13 protein-coding genes are annotated in these 13,992 nt (G+C 57.2%); 10 read left to right on the top strand and 3 right to left on the bottom strand.

Features of this window, described 5'->3' with window-relative positions; all coding sequences use genetic code 11:
* Positions 1–14: 14 nt before the first annotated feature.
* Positions 15–338: an ATP-dependent Clp protease adapter ClpS gene (gene clpS, locus AC0L6S_RS04735; protein WP_473428544.1), complete on the bottom strand. Its 324-nt coding sequence runs from the start codon at positions 336–338 to the stop codon at positions 15–17.
* A gap of 287 nt (positions 339–625) precedes the next feature.
* Positions 626–1,879 carry an NADP-dependent isocitrate dehydrogenase gene (gene icd / locus AC0L6S_RS04730; RefSeq protein WP_473427273.1) on the bottom strand — a complete coding sequence of 418 codons (1,254 nt, stop codon included), beginning with the start codon at positions 1,877–1,879 and terminating at the stop codon, positions 626–628.
* Positions 1,880–2,021: 142 nt separating this feature from the next.
* Here icd and AC0L6S_RS04725 point away from each other — a divergent pair, with 142 nt between their 5' ends.
* Genes AC0L6S_RS04725 through AC0L6S_RS04695 form a run of 7 tightly spaced genes read left to right on the top strand, consistent with a single transcriptional unit; the run spans position 2,022 to position 7,846 of the window.
* Positions 2,022–2,630: a pseudouridine synthase gene (locus AC0L6S_RS04725; RefSeq protein ID WP_473427271.1), complete on the top strand. Its 609-nt coding sequence runs from the start codon at positions 2,022–2,024 to the stop codon at positions 2,628–2,630.
* A complete protein-coding gene (locus AC0L6S_RS04720; RefSeq protein ID WP_473427270.1) occupies positions 2,631–3,083 on the top strand; it encodes an NUDIX hydrolase in 453 nt (150 codons plus the stop codon). It begins immediately after the preceding gene.
* Entirely contained in the window at positions 3,080–4,174 is a 1,095-nt protein-coding gene (gene mnmA / locus AC0L6S_RS04715) for a tRNA 2-thiouridine(34) synthase MnmA (protein ID WP_473427269.1), read from the top strand. The genes AC0L6S_RS04720 and mnmA overlap by 4 nt, the downstream gene beginning before the upstream one ends.
* On the top strand, positions 4,171–4,815 hold the full coding sequence (gene hflD / locus AC0L6S_RS04710; RefSeq protein ID WP_473427268.1) for a high frequency lysogenization protein HflD: 645 nt from the start codon (positions 4,171–4,173) through the stop codon (positions 4,813–4,815). Before mnmA ends, hflD begins: the two co-directional genes overlap by 4 nt.
* Before the next feature lie 28 nt (positions 4,816–4,843).
* Entirely contained in the window at positions 4,844–6,214 is a 1,371-nt protein-coding gene (gene purB, locus AC0L6S_RS04705; protein WP_473427267.1) for an adenylosuccinate lyase, read from the top strand.
* Between the two features lie 8 nt (positions 6,215–6,222).
* Positions 6,223–7,356 (top strand): JmjC domain-containing protein, encoded by a 1,134-nt coding sequence (locus AC0L6S_RS04700; protein WP_473427266.1) that lies wholly within the window; start codon positions 6,223–6,225, stop codon positions 7,354–7,356.
* Positions 7,346–7,846: a DUF7931 domain-containing protein gene (locus AC0L6S_RS04695; protein WP_473427265.1), complete on the top strand. Its 501-nt coding sequence runs from the start codon at positions 7,346–7,348 to the stop codon at positions 7,844–7,846. Before AC0L6S_RS04700 ends, AC0L6S_RS04695 begins: the two co-directional genes overlap by 11 nt.
* 5 nt (positions 7,847–7,851) lie before the next feature.
* On the opposite strand, the gene AC0L6S_RS04690 is transcribed toward AC0L6S_RS04695, so the two are convergent.
* Positions 7,852–8,721 (bottom strand): HpcH/HpaI aldolase/citrate lyase family protein, encoded by an 870-nt coding sequence (locus AC0L6S_RS04690; RefSeq protein ID WP_473427264.1) that lies wholly within the window; start codon positions 8,719–8,721, stop codon positions 7,852–7,854.
* 375 nt (positions 8,722–9,096) lie between these two features.
* Between AC0L6S_RS04690 and AC0L6S_RS04685 the strand changes: the two genes are divergently transcribed.
* The 3 genes from AC0L6S_RS04685 to AC0L6S_RS04675 are packed head-to-tail and all read left to right on the top strand — an operon-like array spanning position 9,097 to position 13,981.
* Positions 9,097–10,794: an acyl-CoA dehydrogenase family protein gene (locus tag AC0L6S_RS04685; RefSeq protein ID WP_473427263.1), complete on the top strand. Its 1,698-nt coding sequence runs from the start codon at positions 9,097–9,099 to the stop codon at positions 10,792–10,794.
* Between the two features lie 2 nt (positions 10,795–10,796).
* Complete coding sequence (locus AC0L6S_RS04680) at positions 10,797–11,969, top strand: MaoC family dehydratase (RefSeq protein WP_473427262.1); 1,173 nt, start codon at positions 10,797–10,799, stop codon at positions 11,967–11,969.
* A gap of 11 nt (positions 11,970–11,980) precedes the next feature.
* The gene (locus AC0L6S_RS04675) at positions 11,981–13,981 is read left to right on the top strand and encodes a methylmalonyl-CoA mutase family protein (protein WP_473427261.1); all 2,001 of its coding nucleotides are present in this window, start codon (positions 11,981–11,983) and stop codon (positions 13,979–13,981) included.
* The last annotated feature ends 11 nt before the right edge of the window (positions 13,982–13,992 follow it).

Below are 13,992 nucleotides of genomic sequence, written 5' to 3'. Positions count from 1 at the left end.
GTGACGCTCCGGGGCTATCCCTCAACGACTTCAATTTCACATAACAATGGGTGTTCGTTCTCCCGGGCATACTGGTTCACCTGGGCGGCTTTGGTCTCGGCGATATCCTGAGTGTAGATACCACAAACACCCTTGCCTTGGGTGTGCACTGTCAGCATAACATGAGTGGCCTGCTCCCGGTTCATTCGAAAGAATACTTCGAGCACCTCCACGACAAATTCCATGGGTGTGTAGTCATCATTTATCAATACTACTTTGAACAGCGACGGCCGCTTTAGTTCCGGCTTTGATTCATCCAGAGCCAATCCATTGGAAGAATCATCTTTCTCCTTGCTCATACGCCATTGACCTGACAGGTGGATCACTTTCACTTGCACACTCTTGTTGCCAATCATTGCATCAATACCTATGTATGGCTGCCATTATACGATTTTTCAAGCGTTGGGAAACAAAGAACAAAAATGAGTCTTGCTATCGGATACGCATTTTTTGAATAATGCGCGCCCGAAATGCTGCCAGCCAGTGCCGCTTGCACGCCCGCGTGTTTGTCCGATGGCACGATAAAATTATTGCCGAAAAAAAAGGGCCCGTGTCTCCACGAGCCCTTTTCGCAACTCGCTGGATACTACATGGAATCGATTATCGCTTTCCCAAACTCGGAACAACTCAGGAGTGTCGCACCCTCCATCAATCGCTCGAAATCATAAGTGACAGTGCGCTTCTGGATGGCACCGTTCATGCCGTCGATAATGAGATCCGCCGCCTCGTTCCAGCCTAAGTGACGCAGCATCATTTCTGCCGAAAGAATCAGGGAACCGGGGTTCACTTTATCCTGACCCGCGTACTTGGGTGCCGTACCGTGTGTGGCTTCGAACAGCGCGATGGTATCGGACAGGTTGGCACCCGGTGCAATACCGATACCGCCCACCTGTGCGGCGAGAGCATCGGACAGGTAGTCACCGTTCAAGTTCAGGGTGGCGACTACACTGTATTCCTTCGGCCGAGTCAGTATCTGCTGCAGCATTGCATCGGCGATGACATCCTTGATTACGATTTCCTTGCCGGTGTTGGGGTTTTTCAGCGATACCCAGGGCCCGCCGTCGAGCAGTTCGCCGCCGAACTCCTGCTGCGCCAGCTCATAACCCCAGTCGCGGAAGGCACCTTCGGTGAACTTCATGATATTGCCTTTGTGCACCAAAGTGACTGAAGGCAGATCCTGGTCTATGGCATACTGAATGGCCTTGCGCACCAGGCGCTTGGTACCCTCTTCGGAAACAGGCTTGATACCGATACCCACGTTCTGTGGGAAGCGGATCTTGGTTGCCCCCATCTCCTCAATCAGAAAATCAACGACCTTCTGTGCTTCGGGACTGCCCGGCTGATACTCGATACCGGCGTAGATATCTTCGGAGTTCTCCCGGAAAATCACCATATTACAGTCGCCGGGAGCCTTGACCGGCGATGGCACGCCCTCGAACCAGCGCACAGGGCGCAGGCAGGTATACAGATCCAGCTCCTGGCGCAGAGCCACGTTCAGCGAGCGGAAACCGCCGCCAACAGGGGTGGTCAGCGGCCCTTTGATGCCAACGAGGTACTCTTTGATCGCCTCCAGTGTTTCCTCGGGAAACCAATCGCCGTCGTACATTTCTGCGGCTTTCTCGCCGGTGTAAATTTCCATCCAGGAAATCTTCTTGTTACCGCCGTAGGCCTTGTCGATCGCGGCATTAACCACATCGATCATGACCGGGGTAATATCAATTCCGATTCCGTCTCCCTCGATATAGGGAATGATTGGATTGTTTGGGACGTTCAGGCTGAAATCTTCATTGACGGTGATTTTGTCACCTTGTGAAGGAACCTGAATATGCTTGTAGCCCATAGTATGCTCCGTTGCTTCGGGGTTCGTGGAACTCAGGAGGATGTTATGCTCTGCCTCCTGAGAAAGCGCACGGATTGTAGCACGCCAACCCGCCTGCGCTCTCGCTCCGCCTCAAAAATATTTATACCGATGACACTTTCAAATGGCCAGACTCATCCTGTTTAACAAACCTTTCAATGTACTCAGCCAGTTCACTGATGACCGGGGCCGGGCGACACTGGCCGATTTTCTGACAGCGCCGGGCTGCCGCGTGGCCGGGCGCCTTGATTTCGACTCTGAAGGACTATTGCTGCTCACTGACGACGGTCGCCTGCAACAGCAGATAGCTAACCCACAGTACAATAAATGGAAAACCTACCTGGCACAGGTCGAGGGCCAACTGGACGATGCTGCTGTGGCACAACTGGCTGATGGCCTGGTACTGAAAGACGGTCCGACGAGACCCGCCAGGGCAAGACAATTACCCCCGCCACCGTTATGGGCCAGGGAGCCCCCGGTACGCGCGCGCAAGACCGTGTTCGACAGCTGGTTGGAACTGTCTATTACAGAGGGGCGAAACCGCCAGGTACGGCGCATGACAGCAGCTGTTGGCTTCCCTACCCTACGCCTGGTGCGCACGAGGATAGGCGAGTGGGCACTTGATGACCTGCAGCCGGGGCAGTACCGTGAGATTACAGTCCATATGCCCGCGAGTAATATCAGGGCAAAAAAATCGTCAACACCCCGAAGGACGACAAGAAGGAAACACTAGATGGAACGCTGGTCCCCGCATGTCACCGTAGCCTGCGTCATCGAAAAGGATGGCAAATACCTGATGGTCGAAGAACGCGACAAATTCAACGGTAAACTGGTCTTCAATCAGCCTGCCGGCCACCTCGAGGATGGCGAATCCATCACCGAAGCGGCGCTGCGTGAAACATTGGAGGAAACCGGCTGGCATGTTGAGCTGACGGGCGTGATCGGTATCGCCCTGCACCGGGCGCCCAGCAACAACAACACCTATTTTCGTACAACCTTCCTGGCAACGCCGATACAGTGTGACGAAAACGCTGTGATCGACCCGGATATCCACGCCGTGCACTGGCTGGACTACGAGGAAATTCTCGCCAAGTCTGCTAGAATGCGCAGCCCCGTAGCCCTGGCCGTTATCGAACAACACCGCTTGGGCATTTTTCACCCGTTGGATCTGATACTCGGTACATGAACCAGAACGCCTCGCAAAAAGTCATCGTCGGTATGTCCGGTGGCGTTGACTCCTCTGTCGCTGCCCTGCTGTTACAGCAACAGGGGTACCGCGTCGAGGGTCTGTTCATGAAAAACTGGGAGGAAGACGACGGCACGGAATACTGCACTGCCAAAGAAGATTTCGCGGACGCCCAGGCGGTGGCCGATAAACTGGGCATTCACCTGCACGGCGCAAATTTTGCCGCTGAATACTGGGACAATGTGTTTGAGCATTTCCTGGCGGAATACAAAGCGGGCCGCACACCCAACCCCGACATTCTCTGTAACCGGGAGATCAAGTTTAAAGCGTTTCTGGAATATGCCCTAATGCTGGACGCGGATTATATCGCTACCGGCCATTACACCAGGCTCGGAGAAGCGGATGGGCGCGCTACCCTGCTGAAGGGACTGGACCCTAACAAGGACCAGAGCTACTTTCTGCACGCGGTCGGCTACGCCGAGCTCGAAAAAACGCTGTTTCCAGTGGGCGAAATCGAAAAGCCCCGGGTGCGTCAACTGGCGCTGGAGCACGGATTGGCAACCGCCAGAAAAAAGGATTCCACCGGCATCTGCTTCATTGGCGAACGCCGCTTCAAGGACTTTCTGCAGCAGTATCTGCCGGCACAGCCGGGCAAAATCCACAGCCTCGACGGCGAAGTGCTGGGGACACACCAGGGCCTGATGTACCACACGATAGGGCAGCGCCAGGGCCTGGGAATCGGCGGCAGTGCACAGCACACCGAGGCGCCCTGGTACGTGGTAGAAAAAGATCTCACCAACAATGTGCTGTTGGTCGCACAGGGCAATGATCACCCGGCACTGTTTAAGTCACAGCTCTACACGCGGGACATCTTCTGGGTAGCAGGCGAGCCACCAGCTCTGCCCCTGCAGTGCATGGCCAAGGTCCGGTACCGCCAGAGTGACCAGCGCTGTACTCTGTCGCTGTCAGCAGAACACGGTTATCAGGTCGATTTCGATGCCCCCCAACGCGCGATAACCCCCGGTCAATCCGTGGTATTTTACCAGTCCGACCGCTGCCTCGGTGGCGGCGTAATTGAGCAAAGTCGATGAGTGATACCAATCTTTCCCGCCTGGAGCAGCAGGTTGTCGCGCTTGCCGGCGTCACCCAGGCAGCTCGGATAGTTGACCAGGTATCCAAGACTGGCAGTTATCCGATGGAGTTCCTGCAGCCCTCGATCAACAGTGTGTTTGTATTTGAGCCGGATGATGCCGCTGGCATTTATGGTGGTATATCCGGCGTGCGACTAGGGCTGCAGAACCTGAGTAACCTGCTGGCTGACAAGAACGCCCGCGAGAACCACGATTTGGTGCGCTATGTGTTCAGCATGATCTATCTGGAACGCAAGTTTGTCGCCAATCCGGATATGATGGCAGTGGTGCGCTCGCGACTGGAACACACCAGTTTCCGGGCAGAACACTTCTCCAATAATGTCAATGAGCTCTGCCACAGTATCTCGGGTATTTACCAGGATACCCTCAGCCGCGAAAAGTTCCGCATCAAGGTCACCGGCAGCGCACAGCACCTGCAGAATACCCAGAACGCCGACATCATCCGCGCGCTGTTGCTGGCGGGAATACGCGCTGCATTCCTGTGGCGCCAGCTCGGCGGTCACCGCTGGCGTCTGCTCTTCCAGCGCAAAAAGTTGCTACAGGCTTCGCAGAACCTGTCACGCGGTCTGGGCGTGGTGTAAAATCGCGCCCCCACAATTGGAGAAAAGCATGGATTTATCAGCACTCACCGCCGTCTCGCCTATCGATGGGCGCTACGGCAGTAAAACCTCGGTTCTGCGGGGAATTTTCAGTGAGTACGGGCTCATCGCACGCCGCGTACTGGTCGAGGTTCGCTGGCTGCAGTGCCTGGCTGCGCACCCGGGCATTACAGAAGTACCGGCACTTTCCGCTGCGGCGAACAGCCAGCTGGAAGCCATTGTCGAAAACTTTGCCGAGGCCGATGCTGCCCGCATCAAGGAGATAGAGCGAACGACCAACCACGACGTCAAGGCCGTCGAGTACTTCATCAAGGAACGCTTTGCCGGACACAGTGAACTCGAGGCCAGTGCAGAATTTGTCCACTTTGCCTGCACGTCGGAGGATATCAATAACCTGTCACACGCGCTCATGTTGCGCGATGGCGTGCAGTCTGCGCTGCTGCCGGACATGGAACAGATCATAACCGCTCTGACATCGCTGGCTCAGGCCACTGCCGGCACGCCGATGCTGTCGCGCACCCACGGCCAGACTGCGAGCCCAACCACCATGGGCAAGGAGCTGGCCAATGTCGTTGCCAGGCTGCAACGGCAACTGTCGCAGCTTCAGGACGTGCCCTTCCTGGGCAAAATCAACGGCGCTGTAGGCAATTACAATGCGCACCTCTCGGCTTACCCGGACCTCGACTGGCAGGCCAATGCCGCGCAGTTTGTCGAGAGCCTGGGCCTGACCTGGAACCCCTACACCACACAGATTGAACCGCATGACTACATGGCGGAACTGTTTGATGGCATCGCGCGCTTCAATACAGTACTGATCGACTTCGATCGCGACATCTGGGGCTATATTTCGCTGGGCTATTTCAAGCAGCAGACTGTCGCTGGTGAAGTCGGTTCCTCCACCATGCCGCACAAGGTCAACCCGATCGATTTTGAGAACTCGGAGGGCAACCTTGGCCTGGCAAATGCTGTGTTTGGTCACCTCGCCGCCAAGCTGCCTATCAGCCGCTGGCAACGGGATCTTACTGACAGCACAGTACTGCGCAACATGGGTGTGGGTTTTGGCTACAGCCTGATTGCCTATCAGTCAAGCTTGAAAGGCATTGGCAAGTTGAAAATCAACGAGGCGCGCCTGGCCGAGGATCTCGATAACAGCTGGGAGGTGCTGGCGGAACCTATACAAACCGTGATGCGGCGCTACGGCATAGAAAAACCCTACGAGAAGCTGAAAGAGCTTACGCGGGGACAGGATATGAGTCGCGAGGTGATACAGGCCTTTGTCGCGACACTGGATTTGCCGGAGGAGGCCCGCGAACAATTACTGGCGTTGACCCCGGCGAACTATACCGGCAACGCGGTAGACCAGGCCAAGGCCATCAAGTAGGCGCTGTCATGAGCGGCAACTGGCAGCTCAATCTCGATCCCGCCGCCTTCCTCGATAAATATTGGCAGCGCAAGCCGCTGTTGATCAGAAACGGCGCGGCCAATTTTTCGCCGCCGCTAAGCAGCGACCGCCTCGCGGGCCTGGCACTTGAGGAGCACGTCGAATCACGCCTGATCGAACAGCGTAACGATTGTTGGCAACAACTGCACGGTCCGTTCTGCACTGCCGATTTCACCCGCGAGTACCCGTGGACCTTGCTGGTACAGGCTGTGGATCACTACTTTGAGGAAGTCGCCGCGCTGCAGAAGCTGTTCGACTTCATCCCCAGCTGGCGCATGGACGACGTGATGGTCAGCTATGCAGTGGACGGCGGCAGCGCCGGCCCGCACTACGACAATTACGATGTCTTCCTGTTACAGGGCGAGGGCCAGCGGTTGTGGCGCATCGGCCAGCACTGCGATAGCGACACTGCACTTCTGCCCCACCAGGACATGCGACTTCTACAGCACTTTGAAACACGCGAGGAATTCCTGCTCGGTCCCGGAGATATACTCTATGTACCACCCAAAGTGGCGCACTGGGGCATTGCCGTGGGCGAGTGCACCACGTTCTCCATAGGCTTCAGGGCTCCCACCGTCAACGACCTCGTCTCACGCTGGACCGACCAACTGTTGCTGCAGTCTGACGGCGAAAGTTTTTACAGCGATGCCGGACGCGCCGTGAGCACACGTGCTGGCGAGATAGCCGCGGTCGATCTGCAACGCGCACTCGCGCAACTGCGCAACGCGCTGGCACAAAACGTGGACAACCAATGGTTTGGAGAGTTGCTAACGGAACCGCGCTACGACATAGAACCCGATCAAGACGAACTGGAACAGGCAGCCGCGCTGCTGCACAGCGGTGCTAAACGCGTATCACTGCAGCCCACCGCGAAACTGGCGTGGCAGGAAGACGAGGACGGATTAACCGTGTTCGCCAACGGTGAAAGCTTCTGTTGCGGAGAGTCGGCCCTGAGGGGGCTTATGAGTCTTTGCAACAGGGAAAACCTTGAGGGTGATGCGCTGGACAAAGCGCTGGGTGACTCCGATACTGCCGATATGCTTGAGCGTCTTGTACAGAACGGGTGTCTACATGTCGAATAGCGAATTGAGCAGCGACTTCATCACCGGGGTCTCCTACCCTACTCCGTTTGATCGCTATGCCGTTGCACTGGCGCAAAGCGCCTCGCGCCATCTGTGCATCCAGAGCCCGCAACTGGACTACAACGCCTTCGACAGTGCCGATCTTGCATCTGCACTGAGCGCACTGGCCCGCAGTACTCGGCAGGCCCAGGTCAGAATACTGATCAGTAACTCGCGCGCGCTGGTCGGGCGCAACCACCAGCTACTGCAATTGGCGCGCCGTCTGCCCAGCGTCGTCAAGCTGCGAAAGCTCGCAGAGCACCCGCAATGGAATAACGAAACCATTGTGATACGCGACAGGGACGGCGTGCTCTACAAACCCGGTGGCAGCGACCACGACGCATTTTTCGAGCCGAATTCGCGCGCATCGACTGCGCGCCACCTCGAAGTGTTCGATGACCTCTGGCGCTACAGTGTTGAAGACCCGGAGTTGCGCTCACTGCACCTGTAGCTCAGCTACAGTGCGGCAATAGCCTCAGCCAAGGCCAGCTTGCGCTTGGCCTCCTCGACGTGCAGGTTTTCCACCAGCCGGCCATTGACCACGACCACACCTTTGCCGAGCGACATCGCTTCCTCAAACCCGGCGATAATTTCGCGCGCTGCTTCAAGTTCTTTCTCGTCCGGGGCAAACGCGGCATTGGCAGCATCTACCTGTTTCGGGTGAATCAGGCTCTTGCCGTCAAAGCCAAGGTCACGACCCTGTTCACAGGAGTAACGCAACAACTCTTCATCCTGCAGATCGAGTTGTACACCGTCAATAATGGTCAGGCCGTGGGCGCGACTGGCGTATACGCACAGATTGAGGGCAGTAATAAACCCCAGGCGATCACGCGTATGCCGCACACCCGTGTCCTTGGAGAGGTCCGATGTACCCATCACCATACCGGCGAGCCTGGGATGGGCGCCGGCGACCTCAGCAATGTTCAATATACAAAGCGGCGTTTCAGCCATGATCCAAATGTCCACGCTGTCCGGGCAACCGGCCTTTTCGAAAGCTTCTATCGCCTCGACTACATCCGCGGCGGTATCGATTTTGGGGATCAGGACAGCGTCCGGTGGTGTGGGGAAATTGCAGATGGCCGCTATATCAGCGGCGCCCCATTCGGTTGACAGGGCATTGATGCGCACAATCAGTTCCCGGTGACCATAGCCGCCCTCTGCCAACGCCGCGCCGATCTGCTCGCGTGCCAGCGACTTGGCATCCGGTGCTACGGAGTCCTCCATATCGAGAATCAGGCCGTCAGCGGGCAGCGAGCGCGCTTTATCCAGCGCCCGGGGGTTGGAACCCGGCATATACAGTAGTGAACGACGTGGCTTGATAGACATGAAGAGATTCCTCTGAAAATACGGGTAGGCCAAATGGCAGCCGCCAAGGATACCCAAGGGTGCGGTACCGGAGCAAGCCGGATACAAGTGATCCATGTATCGGCCATCGCGTATACCCTGTACGACACAAAGCAGGGGCGGGATGACACCTGGCAGGCGTCTCTCATTGTAAAACGGCCCGTATCGGCACAACAGGGATACAGGTGCTCCTGCGCTAGTCGCTCGACACAGCGCCGCCTTCTGGGTTGCAGACAGTTGTCTATTCGGGTCCGAACCTATAAAATTCGCGGTTTGAATGATTAAACCGCTTCGAGGCTCTCAGGTTCCTGTCATGACCCGGGGTGGTACACGTAAACTCAGAGATCAGGATCAATCATGTCAGACGTAACCCTGAATGACGGGCAGCAGCTCGAACAGGCCGTTGCCGTGCTTTCTGCGACAACACAGCTCATAGACAAGTCCCTTAGCGCGTTAAAAGCACGCACCAGTGAAGGCGGCCGTGTGGTGCCAGCCCGCCTGGATGAGCATCAGTTAGCCAGCTATGAATTATCGGTCAGTTGGTCAGAGTGCACTGCGGCAAAATTTCTGGTAAATCACGCGCAACGCCTCAACGCTGAATCCTCAGCGAGCAATGATTTCACCACCCGGCTGGCCAACCTGTTCTGCGCCGAAGCTGTCTCCAATACACTGAATAGACTGCGCACACGGGTCAAAGACTTCGGGTTGACCCTGAAGGCTATCGCCGCAATTGAAACAGAACCGGGTGCTGCAGCCTTCCTTGAGCAACAGCTCGCAGCGCAGAATATTGCTGCCATCGGCCAAAGCGTCCTCGACAGGGATGGCGATCTCGGGCCGGACCTGCTCAGCGAACACCACACGATGATGCGCGATACGTTCCGCCGATTTTCCGATGATGTGGTGGCACCACTGGCCGAAGAAATCCACCGCCAGGACCTGATCATTCCCGACGAAATACTCGAGCCATTGAAAGAGATGGGTATGTTCGGCCTGTCCATTCCTGCCAGCTATGGCGGTTTGCAGGAGGATGACAAGGAAGACACGCTGGGTATGATTGTCGTTACTGAGGAGCTATCACGCGGCTCACTCGGTGGTGCCGGCAGCCTGATCACACGCCCGGAAATTCTCTCGCGCGCACTGCTCAAGGGCGGCAGCGAAAAACAGAAACAGCACTGGCTACCACAGATCGCCGTCGGTGAACCGCTGTGTGCGGTGGCCGTTACCGAACCCAATTACGGCTCCGATGTCGCCGGCGTAAAACTGCGCGCTACCGCCACTGAAGGCGGCTGGCTGCTCAATGGAGCCAAGACGTGGTGCACATTTGGCGGCAAGGCGGGTGTGTTGCTGGTGCTGGCGCGCACCAATACCGACATGGCAATGGGCCACCGGGGACTGTCGATGTTTCTTGTCGAGAAGCCCAGCAGTGACGGACACGAGTTTGAAGTGACACCTGAGAAAGGTGGCAAATTAACCGGCCGGGCAATTGCAACCATGGGCTATCGGGGCATGCACTCCTTCGAGCTGTTTTTCGATGATTTCTTTGTTCCCGCTGACAACATGTTGGGTGAATCAGAGGGCGAAGGAAAAGGCTTCTACTACGCGATGGCGGGGTTTGCCGGCGGTCGCATACAGACAGCTGCACGCGCTGTCGGGGTGATGCGCGCCGCATTCGAGCGGGCGATCTCCTACTCCAAGGAGCGCGTGGTGTTCGCGCACCCGATCGCAGATTATCAACTCACCCAGGTCAAACTCGCGCGTATGGCAGCACTGCTGCTGGCCTGCCGCCAGATTACCTACGATGTTGCGGAACTCATGGACACCGGCGCAGGTGACATGGAAGCCAGCGCAGCCAAACTATTCGCCAGCAAGACGGCGGAGTGGTTCACGCGTGAGGCTCTGCAGATTCACGGCGGCATGGGCTATGCTGAGGAAACACCTGTGAGCCGTTATTTCGCCGATGCCCGGGTCCTGTCTATTTTTGAGGGGGCGGAAGAAACACTGGCTCTGAAGGTCATCGCACGTTCGCTGGTGGAAAACGCAAAGGGAGAGGCCTGATTATGACGCTTACTTTGCCACTGTCGTCGCAGTCGGAAATCGCAGCCGATGTCGCTGTGGACTTGCGTAAGGCGCGGCAACCCCAGTACGGACGCTATCTGGATGAACTGGAGCCCGGCCAGGTGTTCGAACATCCGCGAGGCTTCACCTTCACCGCCAGCAATATGCTGGATTTTGCCCGCACCTATATGCAGTCCAACCCACTGTACCTCAACACCTCTTACGCCCGCGCACACGGTTTTGCCGATCTGCTCGCCAGCCCGCAGATGGTGTTCAATGTCACACTGTCACTGGGTGTACAGAACGACTCGGAAAAAGCTATCGCCAACCTCGGTTACTACCAGGTGCAGTTTCTCAAGCCGGTCTATCCAGGAGATACCCTGCGCAGCTTCACCAAGGTACTGGAACGCAAGGACCGCGGCCCGGATAAACCGGGCATTACCCGCATTCGCACGGTGGCGATCAATCAGGACGATGCGGTTGTACTGCAGTACGAGCGTAAAATCTTTGTCGGATGGCGCGGTGACAGACCACCGACCACACCGGCACCAGAAGTGACAACGGCATTTCCAGGCGAATACTCACCCGTGCTACAACTTCCTTTGCAGGATGCACCGGGCACTGCTGGTCTCACCGGCCCGAACACGTATTTTGAAGATTTTGCGCCCGGCGATATCATCGTCCACGCCAACGGACGCACCATCACCGAGGAACATATGGCGCTGACCTATATGGTTGGCAACAGCCACCCGCTACATTTTGATCGCGAGTTCTCCAGCTCGTTGTCGGGTAAAATGAGCGGCGAGCCCATTGTCTACGGCGGCCTGGTATTCGCCTGGCTGGACGGACTGGCCAGTCGCGATGTCAGCGAACACGCCGTCTGGGAGCTGGGTTTTACCGAGGGCTATCACACGCAGCCAGCCTTTGCCGGCGATACCGTCGGCGCACTGTCGCGGGTGCTCGCGGTAGAGGATGTTGCCGATGCACCCGGTTACGGCATAGTCACTATGCAGTTGATTGGCGTGAAGAATATACGCGCTGCGGCGGCACTGGAGACATACGGCGAGGACCTGTTTATCAAGGAAGACAGCAAACGCGCGATCGGCAAAGACAAAATCGCCGATAAAATTTTTGAAATTGAGCGGCGCCTTCTCATCAAGCGCCGCCCCCGCTGAGGACCTACCCTGTGACTCAGGAAACAGTAAAACGTGACCGCCCCTGGTTGATGCGCACTTACTCCGGACATTCGTCAGCGAAGGCTTCCAACGAACTGTATCGAACCAATTTGAGCCGTGGCCAAACCGGGCTATCAGTGGCATTTGATCTCCCCACCCAGACCGGCTACGACTCGGACCATCCCCTGGCGCGCGGCGAAGTCGGCAAGGTCGGCGTACCGGTCAACCATATCGGAGACATGGAAGTACTGTTCCACGATATTCCGCTTGGACAAATGAATACTTCCATGACCATCAATGCCACTGCGCCCTGGCTGTTGGCACTGTACGTGGCGGCTGCAGAGCGCCAGGGCGTTGACCCGGCTCAACTGCAGGGCACCACCCAGAACGATGTCCTCAAGGAGTACCTGTCGCGGGGCACCTATATTTTCCCGCCAGAGCCCTCGGTGCGCCTGACCACGGATCTCATCACCTACACCGTAGACAATATTCCCAAGTGGAATCCCACCAATATCTGCAGCTACCACCTGCAGGAGGCCGGCGCCACGCCTACCCAGGAACTGGCCTACGCCCTGTCCACCGCCACCGCAATTCTCGATGCGGTAAAAGCCAGCGGCCAGGTTTCACCGGACCGTTTTGGCGATGTTGTCGGGCGAATTTCATTCTTCGTCAATGCCGGCATCCGCTTTGTGGAGGAAACCTGCAAGCTCCGCGCATTCGGGCGTATGTGGGATACACTGGCCCGTGAACGCTATGGTGTTACTGACGCCAAGCAGCGCCGCTTCCGATATGGTGTACAGGTAAACTCACTGGGCCTGACTGAATCACAGCCGGAAAACAATGTGCAGCGCATCGTACTGGAGATGCTATCGGTCACATTGTCAAAAGGCGCCCGGGCCAGAGCGATACAACTGCCCGCGTGGAACGAGGCATTGGGCCTACCCCGCCCCTGGGATCAACAGTGGGCGCTGCGCATGCAACAAGTGCTGGCGCTGGAAACTGACCTGCTGGAGTACGGTGACCTGCTGGACGGCTCTCCCGTGGTAGAGGCCAAGGTACAGGAGTTGATCGACGGCGCGCACGAGGAAATGGCGCGTGTCGAAGCACACGGCGGCATGGTTGCCTGTATCGACAATGGCTACGTAAAACGCGAACTGGTGCAGAGCCATACCCGACGCCTGCGCAGCATTGAGAGCGGCGAACTGAAGATTGTTGGTGTCAACTGCTACCAGGAATCGGCTGAGTCACCGCTGACTGCGGGCGACGAATCCGGCATTATGAAAGTGGATGAGCGGGTCGAACGCGAACAGATCGAATCGCTACAAGCCTTCCGCGCATCCCGTGACAACAGCAAAGTCGAAGCGGCGCTGCAACAGTTGCGTACCAGTGCCAACGACGGCAGCAATATAATGCCCGCCTCCATTGAGTGCGCGCGCGCAGGCGTCACCACCGGCGAGTGGAGTGAGGTACTGCGCGAGGTGTTCGGTGAGTTCCGCGCACCGACCGGCATCGATATTTCACCGGTGGAAAACAGCGGCTCCGACGCGCTGGAAGGTGTACGGCGACGTGTCAGCAAGACCAGTGAAGAACTCGGGCGGCCACTGCGCCTGCTGATCGGCAAACCCGGGCTGGATGGCCACAGCAACGGTGCCGAGCAGGTCGCGGTAAAAGGCCGCGACGCCGGCTTTGAGATTGTCTACGAAGGCATTCGACTGACGCCCGCGCAGATCGCGCGCGCGGCACAGGAAGAAGGTGTGCACCTGATCGGTCTCTCAGTACTGTCCGGCAGCCACCTGGAATTGGTGCAGGACATCACACGGGAAATGCAGGAGATCGGCGTGAGCGATATACCGCTTATCATCGGGGGCATTATTCCTGAAGAGGATGCACGCATGCTGCAGGAGCAGGGCCTGAAAGCCGTATTTACGCCCAAGGATGCCGATATGAATACGATCATGAACACCATGGTCACCATCATCCGCGAGGCGAACGGACTGGAGCCCGCAGCCTGAGTGGCAGCACT

It is taken from the genome of Halioglobus sp. D3-4, from assembly GCF_055809315.1.
This window is presented reverse-complemented; position numbering and strand designations above follow the sequence as displayed.